18 protein-coding genes are annotated in these 20,934 nt (G+C 61.2%); 8 read left to right on the top strand and 10 right to left on the bottom strand.

Going from position 1 to position 20,934, the window contains the following annotated elements; genetic code table 11:
• Nucleotides 1-55: 55 nt before the first annotated feature.
• Nucleotides 56-1,258, bottom strand: a complete 1,203-nt coding sequence (locus GA615_RS15845) for a hypothetical protein (protein ID WP_152052288.1) — start codon at nucleotides 1,256-1,258, stop codon at nucleotides 56-58.
• Between the two features lie 301 nt (nucleotides 1,259-1,559).
• Between GA615_RS15845 and GA615_RS15840 the strand changes: the two genes are divergently transcribed.
• Nucleotides 1,560-2,465, top strand: a complete 906-nt coding sequence (locus GA615_RS15840) for a PRC-barrel domain-containing protein (RefSeq protein WP_161602371.1) — start codon at nucleotides 1,560-1,562, stop codon at nucleotides 2,463-2,465.
• A gap of 172 nt (nucleotides 2,466-2,637) precedes the next feature.
• On the opposite strand, the gene GA615_RS15835 is transcribed toward GA615_RS15840, so the two are convergent.
• Both GA615_RS15835 and GA615_RS15830 read right to left on the bottom strand, forming a co-directional pair.
• Nucleotides 2,638-3,954 (bottom strand): UDP-glucose dehydrogenase family protein, encoded by a 1,317-nt coding sequence (locus tag GA615_RS15835; RefSeq protein ID WP_152052286.1) that lies wholly within the window; start codon nucleotides 3,952-3,954, stop codon nucleotides 2,638-2,640.
• 288 nt (nucleotides 3,955-4,242) lie between these two features.
• Complete coding sequence (locus GA615_RS15830; protein ID WP_152052285.1) at nucleotides 4,243-4,881, bottom strand: precorrin-2 dehydrogenase/sirohydrochlorin ferrochelatase family protein; 639 nt, start codon at nucleotides 4,879-4,881, stop codon at nucleotides 4,243-4,245.
• A 304-nt stretch (nucleotides 4,882-5,185) separates the two neighbouring features.
• Between GA615_RS15830 and GA615_RS15825 the strand changes: the two genes are divergently transcribed.
• Nucleotides 5,186-6,445, top strand: coding sequence for a hypothetical protein (locus GA615_RS15825; RefSeq protein ID WP_152052284.1), 1,260 nt, complete (start codon nucleotides 5,186-5,188; stop codon nucleotides 6,443-6,445).
• 90 nt (nucleotides 6,446-6,535) lie between these two features.
• Here the strand turns inward: GA615_RS15825 and GA615_RS15820 are convergent, their stop codons facing one another.
• From GA615_RS15820 to GA615_RS15805, 4 genes are all read right to left on the bottom strand, one after another.
• Complete coding sequence (locus GA615_RS15820; RefSeq protein ID WP_161602370.1) at nucleotides 6,536-7,762, bottom strand: PDZ domain-containing protein; 1,227 nt, start codon at nucleotides 7,760-7,762, stop codon at nucleotides 6,536-6,538.
• A 72-nt stretch (nucleotides 7,763-7,834) separates the two neighbouring features.
• Nucleotides 7,835-8,566, bottom strand: a complete 732-nt coding sequence (locus GA615_RS15815) for a hypothetical protein (protein WP_152052282.1) — start codon at nucleotides 8,564-8,566, stop codon at nucleotides 7,835-7,837.
• A gap of 95 nt (nucleotides 8,567-8,661) precedes the next feature.
• Entirely contained in the window at nucleotides 8,662-9,234 is a 573-nt protein-coding gene (locus GA615_RS15810) for an RNA polymerase sigma factor (protein ID WP_152052281.1), read from the bottom strand.
• Between the two features lie 235 nt (nucleotides 9,235-9,469).
• Nucleotides 9,470-9,667 carry a hypothetical protein gene (locus tag GA615_RS15805; protein WP_152052280.1) on the bottom strand — a complete coding sequence of 66 codons (198 nt, stop codon included), beginning with the start codon at nucleotides 9,665-9,667 and terminating at the stop codon, nucleotides 9,470-9,472.
• Nucleotides 9,668-10,826: 1,159 nt separating this feature from the next.
• Between GA615_RS15805 and GA615_RS15800 the strand changes: the two genes are divergently transcribed.
• Both GA615_RS15800 and GA615_RS15795 read left to right on the top strand, forming a co-directional pair.
• Entirely contained in the window at nucleotides 10,827-11,018 is a 192-nt protein-coding gene (locus GA615_RS15800) for a hypothetical protein (RefSeq protein ID WP_152052279.1), read from the top strand.
• A gap of 100 nt (nucleotides 11,019-11,118) precedes the next feature.
• Nucleotides 11,119-12,273, top strand: coding sequence for a cysteine desulfurase family protein (locus tag GA615_RS15795; protein ID WP_152052278.1), 1,155 nt, complete (start codon nucleotides 11,119-11,121; stop codon nucleotides 12,271-12,273).
• Between the two features lie 95 nt (nucleotides 12,274-12,368).
• Here the strand turns inward: GA615_RS15795 and GA615_RS15790 are convergent, their stop codons facing one another.
• From GA615_RS15790 to GA615_RS15780, 3 genes are all read right to left on the bottom strand, one after another.
• Nucleotides 12,369-12,719, bottom strand: a complete 351-nt coding sequence (locus tag GA615_RS15790) for a hypothetical protein (protein ID WP_152052277.1) — start codon at nucleotides 12,717-12,719, stop codon at nucleotides 12,369-12,371.
• A 411-nt stretch (nucleotides 12,720-13,130) separates the two neighbouring features.
• The gene (locus GA615_RS15785) at nucleotides 13,131-14,447 is read right to left on the bottom strand and encodes a protein kinase domain-containing protein (protein WP_152052276.1); all 1,317 of its coding nucleotides are present in this window, start codon (nucleotides 14,445-14,447) and stop codon (nucleotides 13,131-13,133) included.
• Nucleotides 14,448-14,578: 131 nt separating this feature from the next.
• Nucleotides 14,579-16,246, bottom strand: coding sequence for an AMP-binding protein (locus GA615_RS15780; protein WP_152052275.1), 1,668 nt, complete (start codon nucleotides 16,244-16,246; stop codon nucleotides 14,579-14,581).
• 353 nt (nucleotides 16,247-16,599) lie between these two features.
• On the opposite strand from GA615_RS15780, the gene GA615_RS15775 reads away from it, so the two are divergent.
• From GA615_RS15775 to GA615_RS15760, 4 genes are read left to right on the top strand one after another with little or no spacing between them, the layout of a single operon-like run.
• Nucleotides 16,600-17,145: an RNA polymerase sigma factor gene (locus GA615_RS15775; protein WP_161602369.1), complete on the top strand. Its 546-nt coding sequence runs from the start codon at nucleotides 16,600-16,602 to the stop codon at nucleotides 17,143-17,145.
• Nucleotides 17,142-17,696: a hypothetical protein gene (locus GA615_RS15770; protein ID WP_152052273.1), complete on the top strand. Its 555-nt coding sequence runs from the start codon at nucleotides 17,142-17,144 to the stop codon at nucleotides 17,694-17,696. Before GA615_RS15775 ends, GA615_RS15770 begins: the two co-directional genes overlap by 4 nt.
• Before the next feature lie 4 nt (nucleotides 17,697-17,700).
• The gene (locus tag GA615_RS15765; RefSeq protein WP_152052272.1) at nucleotides 17,701-18,342 is read left to right on the top strand and encodes a hypothetical protein; all 642 of its coding nucleotides are present in this window, start codon (nucleotides 17,701-17,703) and stop codon (nucleotides 18,340-18,342) included.
• Nucleotides 18,339-20,804, top strand: a complete 2,466-nt coding sequence (locus GA615_RS15760) for a DUF1549 domain-containing protein (RefSeq protein ID WP_161602368.1) — start codon at nucleotides 18,339-18,341, stop codon at nucleotides 20,802-20,804. Before GA615_RS15765 ends, GA615_RS15760 begins: the two co-directional genes overlap by 4 nt.
• The last annotated feature ends 130 nt before the right edge of the window (nucleotides 20,805-20,934 follow it).

The raw sequence follows: 20,934 nt of genomic DNA, 5'->3' as shown, positions 1-20,934 counted from the left end.
GCTTGATGGTGTCATCTGTGATGAGTGTTCCGAGAAACACCTTCGGTTTGGACCCTCAACGGGAGGGGTCGAGGCTCCCTTCCGTCTCATCCCGATTCGAAGGGGCAGGCTGAGCACCCGAGGGAATCCCGAGCGCTTCCCAATCCAGGTCGTCAAAGGCGCCCGTGGGATCGCCAGAGAATTGTTCGGTTTCCGACGGAGTTGATCCAGGCAACTGGCCGTTGAATTGCTCCCGCAACGACTGGTGAAGCTCTGCAAACTTCGGATAGAGGTCCTGGCGGTACAGAGCCTTTTCTTCTGGCGTCTCCGCCGCGCCGAACTGGAGGTTGTAGAACCGCATGAAATTCAGGAGGGTCGGCAGCGTAACCTGATCAACATCTGCTGCCTCGTCGATCACCTGCTTGACCTCGGGTTCTTCAAGCATCGCAATCATCGCAGCCTGGGCTTTGAGGTGTCTGAGAGCCTCCGCCGCCTTCGGGCCTTCGAGGTTGGCCTGCTCGATGGTTCGATACATCTCACCGAGGACTGCCCGAGCCTCAGAAAGCAATTCGCTTGGCACGGATTCTCCCTCCGGGATCTCGATGATCCGTTCGACCCTGTCCTCGTAGCGGTCACGGAGGGGGGCCAGGGCTTCAGCGCGGAGCGCAGCTGGCCAACCAGAGCCATCTGAAGTCAGCCGTCGCAGCGAGATGGCTGTTCCTCGGTGCGTGAACATAAAGGGGATTTTTTGGATCGACTTCCCAGGGATCGTCATGCCTTCGGCCGCATCCCGAACGACCGAATCGGGGATCGCCGGGTTGTCGATCTCGTAAAGGATCGTGTTGATCGCGTCGCCGGATTCGATGTCACGCGTGTTGGGGTCGTTTGTCCGACGATCCCTCAATTCCTCTCGGGCTTCCTCAACCCGTTCCTCGCTCTCCTGACGGGCGGCCGCGGCGCGGAGGCGGTGAAGCCGTGCCGATTGATACAGATACTCATTGAGTTCGATGAAGGACTGGGTGCGAACCGCGTCCGCCTGAGCAGACCGAAGATCACCCGCTCCCAGTCCTCGAGCAAAGGCCCCCATCCCCCGGAAGCCACTCCCGACCACCGTCTCGCCGCCCCAGCCGCCCCAGCCGTAGCCGCCGTAGATTCCGCCGGGGGCGATCTGACTGTGCGCCTCCGAAGAGAGTGTGAAGGCGAGCATTGCAACGAGAGGAGTGGCGAGTTGGCAGATCCAGGGACGATCTGAACGCCGGAAACGAAATCGATTCGCCATTTCTGATGTCTCCATGCAGGATCATTCGATGTCCGTGCGTCAGGGTGATCGCAATACGGACCTGAAGTGATCAACGCATCCGCAAGTCGTATGCCGAAAGGCTGGGGAGACGATTACAGAATGAGGCAATCATCGGTGAGCACAAAGTGGAACAGAAGATGCTGGTGTTTTGGTTGGTCCCGTCGCACCTCGAATCACGAACATCGCTTCGGTGAACGTGAATCAATCGGTGCGACGAGGCGTGTCTACGACACAAGAGGTCAAGGTGCCAACACAAAGCGACATGACGAGAGGAACAAGAATGAGCGTCAACGTGCGATTGTTCGCGGCAACATGGGTCGCTGGAAGTTTTCTGACCACCGTCTCCTTCGGCCAAGTCGTCGAAGTACGCCCCGCACCTCAGCCAGGACAACAGGTTCCTGCAGATCCCGCGATTCTTGAGGATGATGAGCAATCGACGACCACCGATGCCTTTGCTGGGCTCCGCCGTGTCAGTGAGCTGCTGGGTGGAGAGGCTCGCGGGCCCGGCGATGAAGGCCGCATCGCTGCCATCAGTGACCTGATCATGGATGGGCAGGGGCAGCCCCATTACGTCCTGCTCAGCCGAGGCGGTCTTGCCGGTGTGGGTGGTGACAAGATTGCCGTGCCGTTTCAGGTCGGAACCTTCATTCACAACGAGGATCAGAACTGGCACTATCAGTTAAACATGACGGGTGATCAACTCGACCAGGCTCCGGTTCTGGAGGAGGGCTCGCTTGCCCCCCTTCGTGATCCGAATTGGGTTCGAGTCAACCGCCAGTTCTTCAAAGCCGAGGTCATCGGAGATGAGGCGGGGACCGGAGACGATTCCTTCCTCTTCCGCGCTGATGCTCTGGTCGGTGCTGAGGTCCGTGGTCAAGACGAAGAGGATTCGATTGCGAATGTGGATGATGTGATCCTCGGCCCAGATTTTCGAGCCACTTACGTTATCCTTGGCTACGGTGGAGTCGCGGGGCTCGGAAAAAATCAGGTTCCCGTGCCGTTCTCGATGCTTCAGCTCGATGCCGAAGCCGATGATGATCGGTATGAACTTGTCGTGACCGTTCAGACGACCAAGGAACGCCTGCAGAGTGAGACTGCCCCGACCCTCGACGGGAATGAGGAGCGAATGCTCGACCCGACCTTCCTGGATCGAGTTCATGAGTACTTTGGTGTAAATCCATCGTGATCTGAGGGTCAATGGACCATCAGGAACACTGCTGGATGTTCTTTCCTGGCCGGTTTCTGAGAGGAACCGGCCAGAAACGTCACCGCTGGATCAATCCCTCGATCCAGCGGTTATGTTGTTCAGACAGTCCGGAACGAGATGCTTGGCGATTCGCAAACCACGTTGTCTTGGGTCAGGATCGACCAATCCCAAAATAGGTGAATCCCTGCTCGATCATACGGTCGGGCTCGTACAGGTTGCGACCATCGAAGACAACGGGGGTTCGCAGCAACCGCCGCATGATTTCGAAGTCAGGGTTTCGGAACTCATTCCATTCGGTCACGATGGCCAGGGCATCGGCCTGATTGAGGCAATCGTACGGGCGATCGCAGAAGGTCACACGATCACCATAAATTTCCTTGACGTTGGGCATGGCCTCCGGGTCGTGCGCACGAACCGAGGCCCCGGCCGCGAGCATGGCGTCGATCAGGACCAGGGCTGGGGCTTCTCGAATGTCATCGGTTTTCGGCTTGAAGGCCAATCCCCAGACGGCAATCGTTTTCCCTTTCAGGCCCTCCGTGCCGCCGAAATAGTCTGTCACCTTGCGCGGGAGGACCGTTTTCTGTGCTTCGTTGACCAGATCGACGGCCTCCATCATGAGGCTGGGCATCTCCTTCGAGCGGGCCATGTGGACCATCGCCCGCACGTCTTTCGGGAAGCAACTGCCGCCGTAGCCGACCCCTGGATGCAAGAAGTGGAAGCCGATCCGCTGGTCGTGGCCGATGCCCCGGCGCACGTCGTTGATGTCGGCCTCATAGGCTTCGCAGAGGTTCGCCATTTCGTTGATGAAGCTGATTTTCACGGCAAGCATGCAATTGGCCACATACTTGGTCATCTCCGCCGACTCGGGAGACATGACCAGAAAGGGCCGATCGGTTCTCAAGAACGGCGCATAGAGTTCGTGGAGTTTCTCGGCAACCTCAGGTTTTCGAACACCAATGACGACCCGGTCGGGCTTGGTGAAGTCCTCGATCGCCGCCCCTTCTTTCAAGAACTCGGGATTGCTCGCGACATGAAACGGAACGTCGGTTAAAAGCGACATCCGACGGGTCAGCTCGGCATTGGTCCCGACCGGGACCGTGCTTTTGATGACGATCGTTTTCGGCTCATTGTGGTCGGAAAGATGACGGGCAATCTCTTCTCCCACGGCCCAGACACCGCCGAGGTTTGCTCCTCCATCATCCCCCTGAGGAGTTCCCACGGCGATGAAGATGAGTTCCGCGTCTGCGATCCCTTCGGCCAGATTGGTCGTGAATTTCAGCCGACCGTCTTTGTAGTTTCGATGAACCAGTTCACTCAGGCCCGGCTCGTAGATCGGAATCTGGCCCTTTTGCAACCCGGTGATCTTTTCTTCAATTTTGTCTACGCAGACCACATCGTTGCCACTGTCGGCCAGGCAGGTACCTTGAACCAGGCCGACATATCCGGTGCCGATGACGGCGATCTTCACGGCGATCCGTCCTCAGTTGGTGTGGAGCAGGGGTGACCCGGTCCTCGGTGGATCGTTTCAGGATCCGAAACCGCATGGTCCGGACGAGTCTTCTTGAGAGAATATAGGACCTGCTACGGAGTCTGATGAACCGAGCGTTCCTTCTTCCCAAGAATTGATCGGGCTCGCGGGCGTCGATTGCATGATCCGCGTTCGATCTTCTGGGCAAAGGGGCATTATCTGACAGCGATCGTGATCCAGCAAGCCCGGTTGAATTGCCTGTCAAGGGGGGCTCCCTTTCCGACAGGATCAGATTTGATTGTGTTCAATCTTGAACTGATCGAGCATCCTGAGTAACTCCGCTCGAACGACGTCACGACCCTGCTGTTCCCAAAGCTCAAGCCATCGATCATCGGACCAGGCGCGTAGAAGGGCTCGGCGGGTTGCTTCCTCGCGGATCTGCTGGAGAACCAGCGGCCTGAGTTCGACCAGAAGCTTTACATGATCGGAAGCAGCTGGGCCGATGGCCCGCGCGGCTCGATCGCGCAGGGCCGATGCCAGGGCTGGACCGGCTCCGGAGGTCGAGACACTCAGCATGATCGGCCCCGATCGCCAGGAGGCGGGGACCGAAAAGTCACCCGATGCCGGTTCACTCGCCGAGTTCACGAGCAGGCCCCGACGATGGGCGTCACGAACGACCTCGGAATTCACCTCGGGACTCGCCGCGGCGAAGACCAGGACCGCGTCTCGAAGGTGGGCGTCCTGGTACGCTTCCCTCACGACTGAAAGGTCTGAAGGAGGTTCGGCCCCCCATCCTGCCGGATCGATCCCCTTGACCCTTGCTCCCGCTTCCAGTAGCCCGAGTGTCTTTCGGCGTCCAACTGCCCCGAGCCCCACCACGACCGCCAGACGACCGGCGAGGTGGAAGACCATTGGATACCCTGACATCAACGAATGCTCCACGTGTTTCGATCACTGAACGAGAGAGCGCCCATTCGAGTGGTTCTGCTCTTCACGTCCGTTCCTGACGCAATCAGAAGACGAAATCAGGCCCTTGGATTCCAGTTCGTGTCAGGGGGCACCACGTTGACGATGAGTCTCAGCCTGGATTCGGATTGGAGTTGAAGCTCGCCTCGTGGAATCGATTGGATTCCCGGTGGTCCATCGGACTCGGCCGGTTCATCGACATCAGCCAACGCAACGATTATGCTTCGGTCGAGAGAAACTGCCCGCGTTGAGGAGATTGTACCCGATGCCGACCCGTCGTACCTTCCTCCGTCAAGTCTCCGTAGGAACTGCCCTGGCGGGAACTCACCTAAGCCGTCCAGGTATTTCCCGAGGTGAGATTGTTCATGTCGAGGCTCCTGTCCGCGCCGTGACCACCGGCCCAAAGGCCCATTTCTTCGGCTACTACGATAAGTGCCCCTGGGACCTGACCGGACGCTTTCTGCTCGGGATGCAAATTGACTACTGCGACCGTCAGCCCGACCCGGGGGATAAGCTGACCGTCGGCATGATCGATCTCGAAGACGGTGACCGATTCCTTCCGATCGACCGCACGGCCGCCTGGTCCTGGCAACAGGGGACGATGCTCCAGTGGCTCGGCTCAGCGGCTGATCGTGAAATCATCTACAATCAGGTTGACGGCGATCGGTATGTTTCGGTGATTCGAGATGTTCACTCGGGGGAAACTCGAACGCTGCCTCGGCCGATCTACGCAGTGGATGCCTCCGCAACAACCGCCGTGACCCTTGACTTCGATCGCCTGAACCGCCTTCGCCCCGGCTACGGGTACAATGCCCTACCCGAGGCACATCCGGACGACCCCGCCCCGGAATCGGCGGGTATCTACGCGATGGATCTGGGCACGGGAGCGAATCAGTTGATCATTCCGATCGCCTGGGCGGCCTCGCACAAGCCCGACGATCGCTTCACGAGCGACTCACACCACTGGTTCAATCATCTGCAATTTAACCCTTCCGGCAGCTTCTTCATCTTTCTCCACCGCTGGGGAAAGTCTGGAACGCGCTGGGGAACACGGATGTATGTCGCCCGGCCCGACGGGACCGACATTCGCCTGATTCAAGATACCGGGATGGTCTCCCACTTCGATTGGCGAGACGACCGGACAATCCTTGCCTGGAGCGTCTCGCCCGACGGAGTGAACGCCTTCTATCTGTTCGACATTGAGACGGGAGCCATCGAGCCGATGGGCCAGGATGTCTTGCCCCGAGACGGCCACTGCTCCTACTCCCCCGATCGCCGATGGGTCCTGAACGACACCTATCCGGACTCCGATCGAATGCAGACCCTCATGGTTTACCGACCCGAGGACAACCTTCGCGTCGAGGTGGGTTCCTTCTACCTTTCTCCAAAACTCACCGGACCCTTCCGGTGCGATCTGCACCCGCGCTGGAACCGAGACGGGACGAAAGTCTGCATCGACTCGGCACACATCGACGAGACAAGGCAACTCTATGTCCTTGATGTTTCGGAGGTGACCCGCGCCTGAGTCCTCATCCATCAGGGGCGAGCCGCATGACGGCTCGCCCCAATCGATGGAGGGGCCAGGCCGAAGGCTCAGACCTCTCCCCCGGCCCGTTCAGACACCATCACGTCCACGACGTCCGGGCCGTTCGGGGCGATCTTCTTGAAGACGCTCGACCTCCTTGCGGAGCTGCTCGAGTTGCTCCGACAATTCTTCGAGCTGACGCTCGAGCTCGGGGGAGATCGGGGCTTCCATCAACTCTCGGGGCTGATTCGGCAATCGAGGGCGGCCAGGGACAGGACCAGGCCGAATCGCCCCGGTCTCGGGGTCGATCATGATACCGGGACCGAAGAAACGCATCCCGGAAGGGGCTCGGGGACCGCGAGGCCCTCCTGGCGGTGTCGGAGGAACCACAACCTTCTCCGGGGTGGCCTCGATGGTCACTTCCTCGCCGTCTCGGAGGAGCTCCAGGCTGATGGGCTTTCCTCCGGATCGCTGGACCAACTCGGCGAGTTCGGTGATCCCGTCGATTGGCTCGCCATCGAGTGAGATCAGCACGTCATTAGCCTTGAGCCCAGCCTTCTCGGCGGCGCTCTCGGCGGTGACTTCCATGACGATCACCCCCTGACCTTCCTCCAGACCGAGCTGAGCGCGGATTGCATCATCAGGTTCGTTGATCACAATGCCAAGGCGGAAGGCTTCCTCGGCCTTGGGCTCTTCGAGTTCCTGGCCCTTGTCCTGCTCGATCTCGATTGTGACGGATTGCTTCTCCCCTCGTCTCATCAAGGTGACGGAGATCGAGTCGCCTTCGATTGCTTCGAGGGCCTTCTCGATGTCGGCAACCTCCTGAATGTCGGTCTCGCCGATCTTCAGCAGGATGTCATTTGGCTCAATCACTCCTGCGGAGGGGCTGTTCTCCGCAACAACATCGACAACCATGCCTCCGGACTCGGGGAGGTCGAGATGCGATCGGAGGACCTCCGGGACGGGTCGAAGCATCAGGCCGAGTTTCGCCATCGCCGGTGAGTCGAACCGGAATCCCTGGATGAATCGCTCGGGGCCGGCCTCCTGGTACAGTTCGGCCAGTCGATCGAGCGGCATGTCGCGGAACTGGCCGGGATAGCGGCGCTGCATGGACTGCAGTTGCCGCATCGCCTCATTCATCCGCTCCATCTGCTCGGCGTCGAGACGACGCCCCTGGAATCTGCGGAGCTGCAAGGGCTGTTGACCTTCCTCCCGATTCCCTCGGGGGCCCTCAGCCTCCTGTGCCTGGGACGTCCCCAGAAACGCGAGGCAGAGGCCAAAGGCAAGGATCACTTGGAAGGGTCTGAAGGTCATCATTTCTGGATTCCTCCGAGAATCGGGTTTCATGACCGGTCCGTTGCTGGCCACGGATCGGTCATCGGGTCGGCATCAGTAGGTCATCTGAGCTTTCGAGCGGAACAGAACCTCGTCGACGGGGATGGTCAGATAGCGGCCTTCCTCGTCGATCTGGACCGAGACGAGCCTGCGCTGCGATTGGACTTCGTAGCCGAGCTGTTCCCAGCTCTTTCGGAATTCCTCGGGAACGAACGACGGCTGATCGCGGAGCCAATGGTCGTCGAGTCCAGGACCCGTCAGGACCGGCAGCTCAAAAACCGGCGCCTCTGGGTTGGAGTCGGTGGGGAAGCTGACGTAGCCGATGGCCTGAATCTCGGCTTCCCAGGGAGAGCGATCCGCCGTGGCTTCGATCTCGTCTGTCTTGAGACCACGCTCCTCGGTCGGATCACGCAGGCGTTCCACTCCGGAAACGGTGGCAACGCGTTCCGCTGGAATCGCCCCCGTTCCGACGGTCAGACGTCCGAGCAGAAACGCAGTGCCGATCAGGCCCGCCGCCAGGGTCATCGGGAACAGGAGGGATCGGGCCGAAGCCTTCGGCCGAGCCAGAATGGGAGGGTTCGATTGCGCGGGCTGAACCGTCATTGGGCCGAACGACTCGCGCCAGGCCTGTGCTTCGAGGAAGGCCAGCGCGCACCGTCGCCAGCCGTCCGGTTCGGTGTTGATCCGGGAGAGCAAGGCCCTCCGTTCGTTGGCCGTCAACGAGCCATCGGCCAGCCTGTCGAGGTCCTCGGTCCGGATCGGTTGTGGGGTCGCTTGAGCGTCCATTGGCAGTGGCATCTTCACCGTGAGGGTGAGTCGGTCCAGGATTTTGGTTGGAGCAGAAGACAGAACTCACGACCCAGGCTTCGCAGCGATCCGATTCACTCGGTTGGCCGCAGAGATCGGTCGAGCTTCCCACGCAGACGGGCTCGGGCCCGATGCAAGCGGGCTTCCACGGCCGACTCGGAGAGCCCGAGCCGATGAGCAAGCTCTCGGCACGACCAGTCTTCCGTGTACTTCAACAGCAGGAGTTCGCGGTCCTTCGGCGCCAGTTCATCGACCGCGCGACGGACCAGGGCATCGCGTTCGGTGGCCATCAACCAATCGAGCGGATCGCGTTGTTCGGTGGTTGAGCCTTCCTGGGCGATCTCGGTATAGCGGGCGGTGAGCTTGCGACGGCGGCCCTGGGATCGCCGATAGAGCAACGCCTGCCGAACCGCCAACCCGTAAAGCCAGGCGCCGATTCGAGCGGGGTCCGCGACGGCCGATCGCTGGGCAACAGCCGCTAGTGAGACCTCTTGCAACACCTCCTCAACGCCTTGCGGCTCTCCCAGCCGGGCGCGAATGACCGTACGGAGCCACCGACCGTGTTCGGCCAGCACAGCCGACCAGTCAAAGGGCTCCGGCCCGGACGCCGAACCAATCGTGAGTGAGGAAGAAGGGAGTGCAGCCATTCCAAGGGGAATCGTTGCCGCAGTCGCCCGCTCCTTGCGAACTTTTTTTGATCCCTTGGGTCTAAACTACCGCAACGATCATTCTGAATGCGGCGCAAACCCAACTGGCAATGGGGATTCCGGTGGTGAATGGTTCGGAAAATCCCCAGAGGCATCCACCACAAAGGTGGGCCAGGTGGATGATCGGAAATCCTCGGTCGCTCGGCTTGGATGGCGTGAGGAATGTCGCGACGACTTATGGGGTTGCTTCCGTGGCTCGCCAGAGTGCAATTCGCCGCAAGGTGACGCGAGCGGCGGAGATCAGGTCATCCCCCTCGGCCTCGAAGTGCTGGGAGACGGCCCGATCCCCGATCATCGGCACCACGCATCGAAAAATGACCGGGCCGCCGAATTCTCCCTCAACCCAGAAGCGGCCAACCCCGAGGTCCTCCATCTGAGCACGGACCTCGGCCCAATCGGACTGCCCTTCTGGTTCGCTTGAACGACTTGCGAGCCGAACGCTTGGGTCGATGGCGGCCGGCTGAGGAGGTTCCTCACCTGGGGAAGATGCAACCGCTTCAAACGGATTGGTTGCGGGAGGGGCTTCCGAATCGTTCGACGCTGCTGCCTGAGTCGGCTCGAAAGGTTCATCGGTGGCAGCAAGACCCGCCGATGCTTTCTGAGATGCGGTGGCTTCCTCAGGCGATCTGTCCTGATCCTCTGACCCCGTCATCCCTCGATCCGCAAGTTTCCGACGGGCGAGTTCGAGCAGAGAAGGGGGGGCCTCCGGGAGCTCTCGCGGGGTGGTCGTCGTGGGGTCGGGAGAGGCGGCATCCAGGGGAGAGGACTGGGTGGCGATCGTGGGACCAAGGGGAGCTTTGACCGTCGGCGCGGACTCTTCTTCCAGCTCCTCAGGAGAGAGAGCGTCGTGCGAAGGGGTTGCCTCGACCCTCAACGACGAGGATGCAAACGGTGAGGAGTCCGCGACCGGGAGCGGCGATCGAACCGAATCGGATTGATCCGTGTTGGTTCTGGGGCTGTCTAGGAGGTTGCTCGTGTCCAGTTCTGCGACAGGCGACTCGCTTGCAAGGGCCTCCTGATTGCCGGACAACTGCTTTGGCAGATGCTTCGAGAGAGAGGCGAGGTGTTGACGTCCCCACTCCAGGCCGGGGCCGTTCACCAGGGCACCCCCAGCGAAGGCGGCGAAGATCAAAAAGAACGCGAACAGGCCCTGTCGCACGTCGGCCTCCTTGCCCGACCCCGCCGTGGTCGTTCATCACGGAACACTCGCGGCGGCCGGCGACTCAAGCGTTGGCTAACCCCGTCGAATCCCTTTCTGGGAGCCGCATCAGTAGCAGAATCCGACAAACCTCGCAAGGTTGTCCGGCGCGTCGCCGGAGGGGCGGTCGAGGAACCCGAACCGGGAGATCCAGACCATGAGACCATCTAGATCCACCAGAATCGACCAATCATCCGGGGTGATTCGTCGTGGTCGCCTCAGGTCAAGGCCGGCGTCTTGTGAGAGGGTCGAGGTGTCCAACCCGCAGCCTTCCCTCAGGGAAGACTCCCACCATTATCCGGGATCTGCTACCCTGAAAACCATGAGAGGCGCGATGGTCCGTGCCCTGATGTGGCCGATCCGAGCCCTCCTCCAGACGATTGACTGGATGGGGAGAGCGGCGTCGTTGCTGCTCGGTTTCCTGCTGATGGTCGGGGGGGCAGCCCTCCTTGCCGGGCCGCTGATGCTCTTGGGGATTCCCCTGTTCCTGCTGGGGTTATTTCTGACACTTCGTGCCCTGGGTTAATCGGTCAAGACCGCTCCACGTCACTCTCAGGTCAGAACACCGACGCCTTCGCCTTCGACCACGTCGTTCGAATGAATTGACCGGGCCGGGATCGAGATTCATGGAGCCGATCTATCTCGACCACAACGCCTCCGCCCCGCTTGACCCAGAGGTCCTTGAGGCCATGCGGCCGTTCTGGCTGGCAGCGGGGAACCCGGAGAGCAGACACTCCCTGGGTCGGTTCCCGAGGCGGGCCTACGAGCACGCTCGCGAAACAATCGCCGCCATCCTGAATGCCGGTCCCTCGGAGGTGATCTTCACGTCGGGGGGGACTGAATCGAACAACCTGGCCATCTTCGGGCTTGTCGGAGACGAGCAACGAGGTTGCTCGCAGCATTTGGTGACGAGCCCAATCGAACATCCGGCAGTTTCCGAGCCCGTGCAGCATCTCGAATCCCGGGGTGTTGGTGTCGATCGGGCAGAGGTCGGGACCGATGGTCGGGTCGATGTCGAGGCCATGGCCGATCGACTTCGCCCGGCGAGCACGCTGGCGACCCTCATCCTCGCACAGAACGAGACGGGGGTGCTTCAAGACGTTGGCCGTCTGGCCGATCGTGCCAGGGAACAAGGAGTCCCGGTTCATACCGACGCGGTGCAGGCGGTCGGGCGGGTGCCGGTCGATTTCCGGGCCCTCGGCGTAGCGACTCTGGCCGCCAGTGCTCACAAGTTTCACGGGCCGGTTGGGGTTGGAGTGCTGCTGGTTCGATCCGACGTCTCACTCGCCCCCAGAGTCTTCGGGGGTGGCCAGCAGTCGGGCAGGCGGGCCGGGACTCCGGCCGTGGCACTCGCGGTGGGCATGGCCGAGGCACTGCAGCGCTGGCATCGTGACGCCGAAGAACGAAGGGATCGCTGGACCCGATTGAGGGATCGTCTGGAATCGTTGCTTCTCGCTGGGCTCGGACCGGACCAGGTGGTCCGAACGGGGCCGGAAGCCTCCGATGCCCGACTCCCTCAGACACTTCACGTAGGCTTTCCCGATCTGGATGGTGATGCCTTGCTCATGCAGCTTGACCTTGCCGGGGTGGCCGCGTCACTCGGATCGGCCTGCGCCAGTGGGTCGACCCAACCTTCCCCGACCTTGCTGGCGATGAAGATTCCGGACAATCGCTTGCGGTCGTCGGTGCGATTCAGCCTCGGCGCGACGACGACTGAGGACGAGATCGACGAGGCGGCTCGCCGGATCATCGCTGTGGTTCGTCGGATTCGCCCGGCTTGAGGAATCAAGCTCCCCGCTCGGAACGCCCCCGCGACCAATCACGAGCCCGGCCCTCGCCCGATCCATCGGGTTCAGGCCGGGTGATCCTCTCCTTGTTATTTCGGGGGATTCTGACACAGCTGGGCGCGTGCCTGGAGTTCATGAACCGCATGCTCCATCGCCTTGAGGGCCGCAATGGTCTCTCGGGAAACCTCGAGATGACCGTCAATCAGCAACTGGATTTGCTCTTGAAACAGTTTCTGATTTTCAACATTTTGGCTCATCAAGCGGTTGATTTGCTCCTGAAATGACGACTGCGATGCCACGGCTCGCGCATTGAACACATCGGTAATCTGGCTCAGGCTAATCTGGGTACGCTCCTGTTGTTTGAGAAAGAGGATGACGGTCACAATCAAGGCCGCGACGCTACCACCGCCTGGCAGCATCTTCAGCAATTCGACTTCCACGATCGGACTCTCCGGCTTGCAGGTGCAACGCTCGTGCGAGAGTGGTAAGAGTGCTCCTCCCTCGGGTCGTGTCCTGGGCTCGGGCCGCCGATCCGGTCAATCCCCAACGGAACGGGTGTTGTCAACAAGTGAGAACGTGCTCGTCCTGGATCTCCGCGAAGCGACCGGTGCGGCGAATGCTCCTGAAACCACCCTGAATGAAAAAAAGGAGGGGGCTGGCTGGAGTCGTCGGCAAACGGGTCACTGACTTCCGGAAATCGTCCGTCAGGAAAACGTGGGGGACGATGTCTTCGTCTCCCTGCTAATAAGATCACTTTCCGCTGGCACCCTTAGGCACTTTTTTCCGAATTCTTTTTCGATCCGCGATTCAACGATCACAGAACGAAACCTCGACCGCCGCAGCCAGTCGGATCAACTGCACTCCGAGGACGGGCCGGGGGCGTTCGAGGATTTCATCAGAGGATCGGTTGCAAAGGGGCTGAGCGCATCGGCCATGTCCTTGGCCGTTGGCCAGCGATCCGACGGGTTTTTCTCAAGGGCTCGTCGGATGATCCGATCCAGGGCATCCGGGACGTCTCTCCGGTGGACTCGGAGGGGCACCGCCGGGTGTTCGAGCGTCTTGTTGATGGCGTCGGCGTTCTTCGGATCGAAATCCAGGAAGGGGTAACGACCGCTGAGCAGGTAATACAGGGTTGCCCCAGCGCTGTAGATGTCGGCGGCCCCCTTTACGTCTCGGAACCCCCGGATGTGATCGGGGGAAAGGAAGCCCATCGAGCCGCCGAAGTCTCCCTCAATGGTCATGCCGTTGAAGCCGGCCTCATCGCGAAAGTTCTTGGCCAGACCGAAATCGGAGAGCTTCACCAGAGGGCGACGGACCCCACCCATCACCAGCACGTTTGAGGGTTTAATGTCTCGGTGGACGAACCCGCGCTGATGGGCGTGATCGAGAGCCAGAAGCAGTTGCTTGCCGATCGAGGCAATGGCCTGAATTGGCGGTGGACCAGGTAGCGCGTCGACCCAGTCGCGGGCTCCCTTGCCGTCGATGAACTCCATGAGTAATTGAAACTGGCCTTCATCCTCGATGGCTTCAAAAAAGGCGACTATGTTGCGGTGCCGCAAGTTCCGCATGACGTTCATTTCCCGAAGGAAATACGCGCGGATGCGATCTCCCGCGGCCACGACGGGGATCATCACCTTCAAGGCGACGGGAAGATTGTCCGCTTCTCGACGGGCGAGGAAGACTTCTCCCATGCCTCCACCGCCGATGTAGCGTTCGATCCAGTAGCCTTTTGGAGGCTGAGGATAGCGCCTTCGACGATCCGCGCATGCCCGGCAATACCACTCGACGACTTCTCCCGGCATGGCCGAGATCGTCAAATCAGCCGGTGCCGGAGTGGCGCACCCCCGGCACACGATCGGCAGCACTCCCGACGATTCAATGACGACCTGAAAGGCACTGTTGCCGGCGGCGATGGTGTCGCCATCCTGCAATCGCGTACATTCCACCCGAACCCCGTTGACCCGGATGCCATTAGTGCTGCCCAGGTCGCGCACCAGGCAGAGCGGTGGGTTGACTTCAACGAGGAAATGGTGGCGAGAAAGAAACGGGTCCTCAGGCATGGAGCACTGCGCGTCGGTCGCTCGGCCCACCGAAAACGCTGCGTGACGATCGAAATGAAACGTCTGCCCCTCGTGCGGCCCGGTGGAGACTCGCAGTTCCACATTCATGAGGGTCAGGACTCCGATGCCGGACCGATCGACAGCTCTTCGATGGAGCAGGCTCTGCCTGTCACCGACAATTCCTAAGCAGCAGCACGTTTCGTTGCGAGCGTTCAAGCCCCGAAGCTTCGTGAATTGCCTCAGCGGCTCTGATGCTCCCGGGCCAACTCCCGAAGCCGTCGGAGGTCCAGCTTGCCCGAGCCAAGCACCGGAATCGCATCGATGGGCACGAAGTCCTCGGCCGACGGAATCCAGAGTTTGGGCAGCGGACCTTCCTGCAGCTTTCGAACGAGCTCCTTCGGTTCGAGGGGCATCTCGGGCGTATGAAGCACGATCAGGCGTTCGCCTCGCTTCGGGTCTGGCACGGAGGTCACGGCCGTCACGGCCTCAACCCCCCCGACCAGTTCCTGAATGGCCGATTCGACTGCGCCGTGCGGTACCATCTCGCCGGCGACCTTCGAGAATCGATTGAGCCGATCGGTAATGATGATGAATCCGTCATCATCCACCCGCCCCAGGTCGCCTGTCCAGTACCAACCGTCTTTCAGGACCTCGGCGGTCGCTTCTGGCCGGTTCAGGTACCCCGGCATCACCTGGGGCCCTTTGACGCAGATGATCCCCTCACTGCCGCGAGGCAGGTCTTCGCCCGATTCCGCGTCCACGGTCTTGATGAGCGTTCCCGGGATCGGCTGACCGACCGTTCCCGGTCGATTCCCGGCAACCGGCTGCCCGTTCAAGGACCGGTGCTGCAGCGGAGTATTGACCGAGACGACCGGCCCGGTTTCGGTGCAACCGTAACCCTCGAGCGGTTCAATTCCCCAGAGTTCCTTGATTTGCTGGGCCAGCTCGGGTTTGAGCTTCTCGGCCCCGAGAACCAGCAAGCGAACCGTACTGAAGTCCTCTCGCTTGCAGCGTTTCAGGTAGCTTCGGACGAAGGTCGGAGTCGCCAGGATCACCGTTGCCTTGTGTTCTCGGGTCAACTTGGCCACGACCTGCGCATCGAGCGGGTTCGGGTGATACACCGCTTTCAGGCCAAGACATGAGACGGTCCAGAGCGGAACCGTGTAACCGAACGAGTGGAAGAACGGCAAGATCCCCAACACCACGTCTTCCGGGACGAGTTCAATCTGAGTCCGAATCTGTTCGGCGTTCGAAAGAATATTGCGGTGGGTCAGGACCACTCCCTTCGGCTGGCCGGTCGACCCCGAAGTGAAGATGATGGTTGCAGGAGCATCGAGGTTTTCGTCCCGAAGTCCAGGGAGGAACGCTCCCAGTGCCGAGGTCGGCACGAGCATCGCCACCGCGGCGGCCCACGCCTTGTCGCTCGGGCGGACGAGTTTCGCCACGTCCTCCAAGACGATGATCTCACCCTTTGGCGTCAAGGGAATGCGGTCGAGCATCCGCCTCGACGAAACGACGTGAGTGATCTCGGCCTGATCGATTGCCGAATCGACCGACTCCTGGCTGGCCGTGTAATTCAGGTTCACGGGAACCCGACCCCGGAGCGTTAGGGCCAGATTCGTCACGGCCCCCGCGCAGGTCGGCGGCAGCAGCACACCAACATTTGTCGCCGGTCCAATGACCCGATCAAGAACCCGGCCCAGGGCCAGAGCCTTAAGCAATGCCTGCCGATAGGTCAGCGAGGCTCCCGTACTATCAACGAACGCCTGGGCGCCTCGTCGCCTCTTTGCCGAGGTCACGAATGCTCGACCGAGGGATCTCCAGCTTGCCGGCAAATCCGGGAGGGGAATCAGGGGAGCGGGATCGGTCGCGACCTCAGAGGGACGCGTGGCGGCTTGCACACTCATCTCGAACACTCCCGACCTCAGGAGGGGCGACGCGAGGGGATGAATCGACAGCAAAACGCCCTCCGCGGCGTCGCTTATGACCATACGGGATCGGATCGCCTCAAGCAATGGAGACTCTCTCCGTGGTCCGGTTCCCGGTTCGAACGTGCCTCGGTCGTTCGACCTCAACCCCGTTCATGAGTGTTCCCTGCGAGACGAGAGACCACGTGTGCCATCCCGGTCCGGTCGAAATCCCAAAAAAAAGAGCGTTCTCCGAGTTCGCTGAAATAATGAGAGCACCCCGAGCATCCTTACGTGTGATGTCAGACGAGGGGCTTGGAATGGAGGAACCGAGTGAACCGGGATCTTCGGCGATGCCCGGTGATCCCACTCCCGAATCCCATCGCCTGGATGCCGAGCATGTCGCCCAACTGTTCGACGCGCACGGCCCGGAGGTCTACCGCCTGCTCCTCGGAATGCTCCGCGATCCTCATCAGGCCCACGATGCGTTCCAGGCAACCTTTCTCAAAGCAATCGAGCGGGGACATACCGCGTCGGTGGAAACCTTCCGAGGCTGGTTGTTCCGTGTGGCCGCTCGGGAAGCGCTCGCGTTGCGTCGCGCTGGCGAACGCCGTCGGCGACACGAACAGGGGTTCGCCTGGCTGAAGCACGCCCTAATCGCGAATCCGATCGGACCTGAAGACCCCCTGGTCCGTGGCGAACGGATCGAGGCGGTTCGGGTCGCCCTGACCGAACTGCCCCCCCTGGATCGCGCCATCATCCGAGCCCGGATGTTCGAGGACAAAACCTTCGCTCAGATTGCCCAGGATCACCACCTGCCCCTCGGAACCGTGCTGACCCGCATGCGAAGGGCGTTGAAACGTCTCTCCCAACGGCTCCACGACGAGGACGAGCCATGACCTCTCGCGATGCTCCGGACGACCTATTCTGGTTCGCCTTTCGTTACGTCTCCGACGAGCTTGACGATTCGACCCGACACGCGTTCGAGGCCCGCCTCCTTCACGATTCGGAGGCGTGTGCCGCCGTGGCCCAGGCGGTCGACCTGCTCGGAGTCTGTCTCCAACTGGAATCGGCCGGTGCGGTGGATTGTCCTGTCCGACCCTTCCCTCGCCGATCGGTCTTCGCCCTGACCACGGTATTCGCGGCGGCATCGATCTTGGTCGCGACCGTTGCGAATCCCTGGAGTCGGACCCCGGCCGATCAGCAAGAGGGAGCGGGGCAGACGATCCCCCTGGAGCTTGCCTGGTCCAGCCTTCCGCGCGAGCCAGATCTTCCCGTCCCCGAGATCACCCTCGACGACTGGCGGGTCGATCTGGCCGCTGGTGAGGACGAGGGCCCGATGCACGATCCTGACGGCGAACTTGCCCCGAACCCTCCCCACTGGCTGCTCGTTGCGGTGGATCGTGCCGACTCCTCCGGGGCGTCGGAACCTGGACGATCGGAGAACTGAGCCGATGCGGCGCGTTTTCATTCTGCTCCTGGTCCCTACTCTGACGATCCTCACCGCCGCCATCTCGGCGCAGGACGCGACTCCAGAGCGCTCCGAATCCCTTACTTCCCCGAATGCGACCCGGAAGGCAGATCGAGAGCGTCTAGCCCTCGATTTCGTCCGCCAGCACCACGAGGAGCTGGCCGAGTTGCTCGGATCGCTCCGCGAGAGAGACCCTGACGAGTACGCCGAGGCCATTCGGGAACTCGTTCGAGCCCGAGAAAATCTCGATCGGATCCGCCGGCGCGACCCCGATCGCGCGGTTCTGGTGTTAGATACCTGGAAAGCCGGCTCACGGGTCCATCTGCTCACGGCTTACCTGATCAGCAAGCCTGATTCCAGGCGAGACGCTGAGCTGCGAGAGGCCCTGGCCGACCAACTGACCGCTCAGCTTGCCTTGCAGAAATACGATCGGGCCCAGCTTCGCAAGCGGCTCGATCAGCTTGATCAATCAATCCGCAGACAGGAGCAAAGGGCCGACGCTCTGATTGAGTCTCGGCTCCGGGCCGTTCGGAACAAGGCGCAATGCGTTCGTCGTCAGGCCGAGACGGAGGAACCGCCCGCTTCGGCATCCTCCCCGGCTCGTACCCAAGGAGAATCGATGTGAGGAGCCGATCCCTCGTCCTGTGCTTCGCGGTTCTGGTCGCGACGCTCGGAACCGTGCCCGATGGTCGGGCGTCAGACACGCTGCCTCCCCTCTCCCTCCGGTTTGCCGAGGAGTCGGTCGAGGACATTCCCGACTTTCAACGGCATGTGTTGCCGCTTCTCAGTCAGATGGGCTGCAACGGACGTTCCTGTCACGGCTCGTTTCAGGGGCAGGGGGGCTTCCGCCTGTCCCTGTTCGGCTACGATTTCGCCGCCGATCACGACGCCTTGCTGAGCGACGGTGAAGGCCGCGTGGACATCGAGGCTCCTGAACTGAGCCTCATCCTCGAAAAGCCCACCTTGACCCAGCCCCATAAAGGGGGCCAGATTCTCGAATATGACACTTGGCAGTACCATGTGCTCAAGCGTTGGATCGAGGGCGGTGCCCTTCCCGCCGCGCAGGAAGCGACCTTCGAACGGCTCGAAGTCATTCCTAACGAGATCGTCTTTCAACGCGACGGTCAGGCCACGCCGCTGCAGGCCTTGGCCCACTGGTCCGACGGCTCGATCGAGGACGTGACCTGCCTGACTCGCTTCCAGACCAATGATGAGTCGATTGCGACGGTCGATTCCTCGGGCCGTGTCACGAGTGTCGGCCTCGGAGACACCGATATTGTCGCCTTCTACGATAACGGGGTCGTGAGCACTCAGGTCATCCGCCCTGTGTCCGATCGGATCGGGGAAGCCTACCCAAAGGTCGCCGCTCCCACTGAGATTGACCGCCTGATCGGAGCCAAGCTCGAAAAGCTGGGCATCATTCCTTCAGAGATCTGCTCGGATGAGGAATTCCTCCGCCGCGTCAGCCTCGATCTCACCGGATCACTTCCCACTCCCGATGAGGTCCGCGCCTTCGTGGCCGACTCCGACCCGGAGAAGCGATCGCACAAGGTCGATGAACTCCTGGAACGTCCGACGTATGCCGCCTGGTGGACCAACTTCCTGTGCGACATTACCGGAGCCTCGCCCAGGAATCTCAACGGCACTGCGCTGCCCAACGAGATCGCCCGGCAATGGTACGATTGGATTTATCAACGCGTCTCCGACAACACGCCCTACGATGAGTTGATCGCCGGCATCGTGCTCGGTACGAGCCGGGCTCCGGATCAGTCGTACCTGGGTTACATGCAGGAAATGGCCGGGTACTTCCGCAGCGACGATCCCGAACCCTTTGCCGAGCGTGAGACGATGCCCTACTTCTGGGCCCGTCGCAATCTCCGTCAGCCCGAGGAAAAGGCGCTGGCCTTCAGTTATGCGTTTCTCGGGGTCCGTCTCGAATGCGCCCAGTGCCACAAGCATCCGTTTGATCAGTGGACCCAGGACGATTTCAACCAGTTCACCGCGTTCTTCCAGCCCATTTCCTACGGAATCAATCCGTTCGTACGGCCTCAGGTCCGCGATCTTGAGCGAGAGCTCGGTGTTGCCGACCAACCGGTCGGCCAGCGTCGGCGGGCCTTCGGCAGACGCCTACGCGACGGCGAAATCGCGCCGATGGAAGAAGTCTACATCAACCCCAACCGCATGCGAGCGGCGGCCCGCGGCTCCTCCTCACGATCTCAAGGGGGCCGAGTCTTCACTCCCCGGGTGCTCGGAGGAGAGGAAGTTCCCCTCGCCAACGTCTCCGACCCCCGCGAACCGTTGATGGACTGGCTCCGCAGCGAGGACAACCCCTATTTTGCCCAGGCCTTCGTCAATCGCGTCTGGGCCAATGCCTTCGGCGCCGGAATCATCAACCCGCCCGATGACATGAATCTGGCCAACCCTCCCAGCAACCCGGCCCTGCTTGATCAACTGACCCAGGGGTTCATCGCCAGCGGCTACGACATGAAGTGGCTCCATCGGGAAATCACCGGCAGCCTTGCCTATCAACGAAGCTGGCAGCCGAACGAAACGAACCTGCTCGACGAGCGCAACTTCAGCCGGGCCGTGGTCCACCGTCTCCCTGCCGAGGCCTTGCTCGACGCGGTTCGTCAGGTCACGGCCTCCTCCAATCAGCTCGAATCGTTCGCCATGACGGCCGACTTCCGATCGTTCGGCCCGTCTCAGAGCGTTGGAAACCTCCGTCGAAACGCCAATTACGCTGAAGGAGTCTTCGGCCGATCGACCCGCGAGACGAACTGCGATTGCAGCAAGTCCATCGAGCCGAATCTTCTCCAATCCATCTATCTCCAGAACGATCAGGACATCCACGCTGCCCTTGATCGTCGCGGTGGCTGGGTCCAGTCGGTGGCCCGAGCTTCCGACAACGCACCAGAACCTGACGACCTGATCGAGGACGCCTTTCTCCGCGCCCTGGGACGATTGCCCAACGCCTCGGAACAAGAGGCGTCCCTCCACTATTTCGAGACCTCGGAATCCCTTGACCAGGGATTGCGCGGCCTCCTCTGGGCCCTCTTGAACACCAAGGAATTCCAGACCAATCACTGAGCCCGGCACCGTCTCAGGACCTCGACCCGAGCCTTGCTTGACGGCTCGACACCCTTGGGTCGTGGTCCTGGACACGGTGACGGTCTTGATTGATCGATTGATTCGTATTCACACAGATTGCTTTGACATG

Origin of the sequence: Tautonia marina (assembly GCF_009177065.1) — a bacterium.
Classification (GTDB): Bacteria; Planctomycetota; Planctomycetia; order Isosphaerales; family Isosphaeraceae; genus Tautonia; species Tautonia marina.
The sequence above is the reverse complement of the archived record's forward strand: the minus strand, read 5'-3'. Positions and strand labels throughout refer to the sequence as shown.

Excerpts from the sequence above, each read along its gene's own strand:
- GA615_RS15845 (WP_152052288.1), bottom strand. The coding sequence starts at position 1,258 with ATGGCGAATCGATTTCGTTTCCGGCGTTCAGATCGTCCCTGGATCTGC.
- GA615_RS15840 (WP_161602371.1), top strand. The coding sequence starts at position 1,560 with ATGAGCGTCAACGTGCGATTGTTCGCGGCAACATGGGTCGCTGGAAGT.
- GA615_RS15830 (WP_152052285.1), bottom strand. The coding sequence starts at position 4,881 with ATGTCAGGGTATCCAATGGTCTTCCACCTCGCCGGTCGTCTGGCGGTC.
- GA615_RS15825 (WP_152052284.1), top strand. The coding sequence starts at position 5,186 with ATGCCGACCCGTCGTACCTTCCTCCGTCAAGTCTCCGTAGGAACTGCC.
- GA615_RS15820 (WP_161602370.1), bottom strand. The coding sequence starts at position 7,762 with ATGATGACCTTCAGACCCTTCCAAGTGATCCTTGCCTTTGGCCTCTGC.
- GA615_RS15815 (WP_152052282.1), bottom strand. The coding sequence starts at position 8,566 with ATGGACGCTCAAGCGACCCCACAACCGATCCGGACCGAGGACCTCGAC.
- GA615_RS15810 (WP_152052281.1), bottom strand. The coding sequence starts at position 9,234 with ATGGCTGCACTCCCTTCTTCCTCACTCACGATTGGTTCGGCGTCCGGG.
- GA615_RS15805 (WP_152052280.1), bottom strand. The coding sequence starts at position 9,667 with ATGGAGGACCTCGGGGTTGGCCGCTTCTGGGTTGAGGGAGAATTCGGC.
- GA615_RS15800 (WP_152052279.1), top strand. The coding sequence starts at position 10,827 with ATGGTCCGTGCCCTGATGTGGCCGATCCGAGCCCTCCTCCAGACGATT.
- GA615_RS15795 (WP_152052278.1), top strand. The coding sequence starts at position 11,119 with ATGGAGCCGATCTATCTCGACCACAACGCCTCCGCCCCGCTTGACCCA.
- GA615_RS15785 (WP_152052276.1), bottom strand. The coding sequence starts at position 14,447 with ATGAATGTGGAACTGCGAGTCTCCACCGGGCCGCACGAGGGGCAGACG.
- GA615_RS15780 (WP_152052275.1), bottom strand. The coding sequence starts at position 16,246 with ATGAGTGTGCAAGCCGCCACGCGTCCCTCTGAGGTCGCGACCGATCCC.
- GA615_RS15775 (WP_161602369.1), top strand. The coding sequence starts at position 16,600 with ATGCCCGGTGATCCCACTCCCGAATCCCATCGCCTGGATGCCGAGCAT.
- GA615_RS15770 (WP_152052273.1), top strand. The coding sequence starts at position 17,142 with ATGACCTCTCGCGATGCTCCGGACGACCTATTCTGGTTCGCCTTTCGT.
- GA615_RS15765 (WP_152052272.1), top strand. The coding sequence starts at position 17,701 with ATGCGGCGCGTTTTCATTCTGCTCCTGGTCCCTACTCTGACGATCCTC.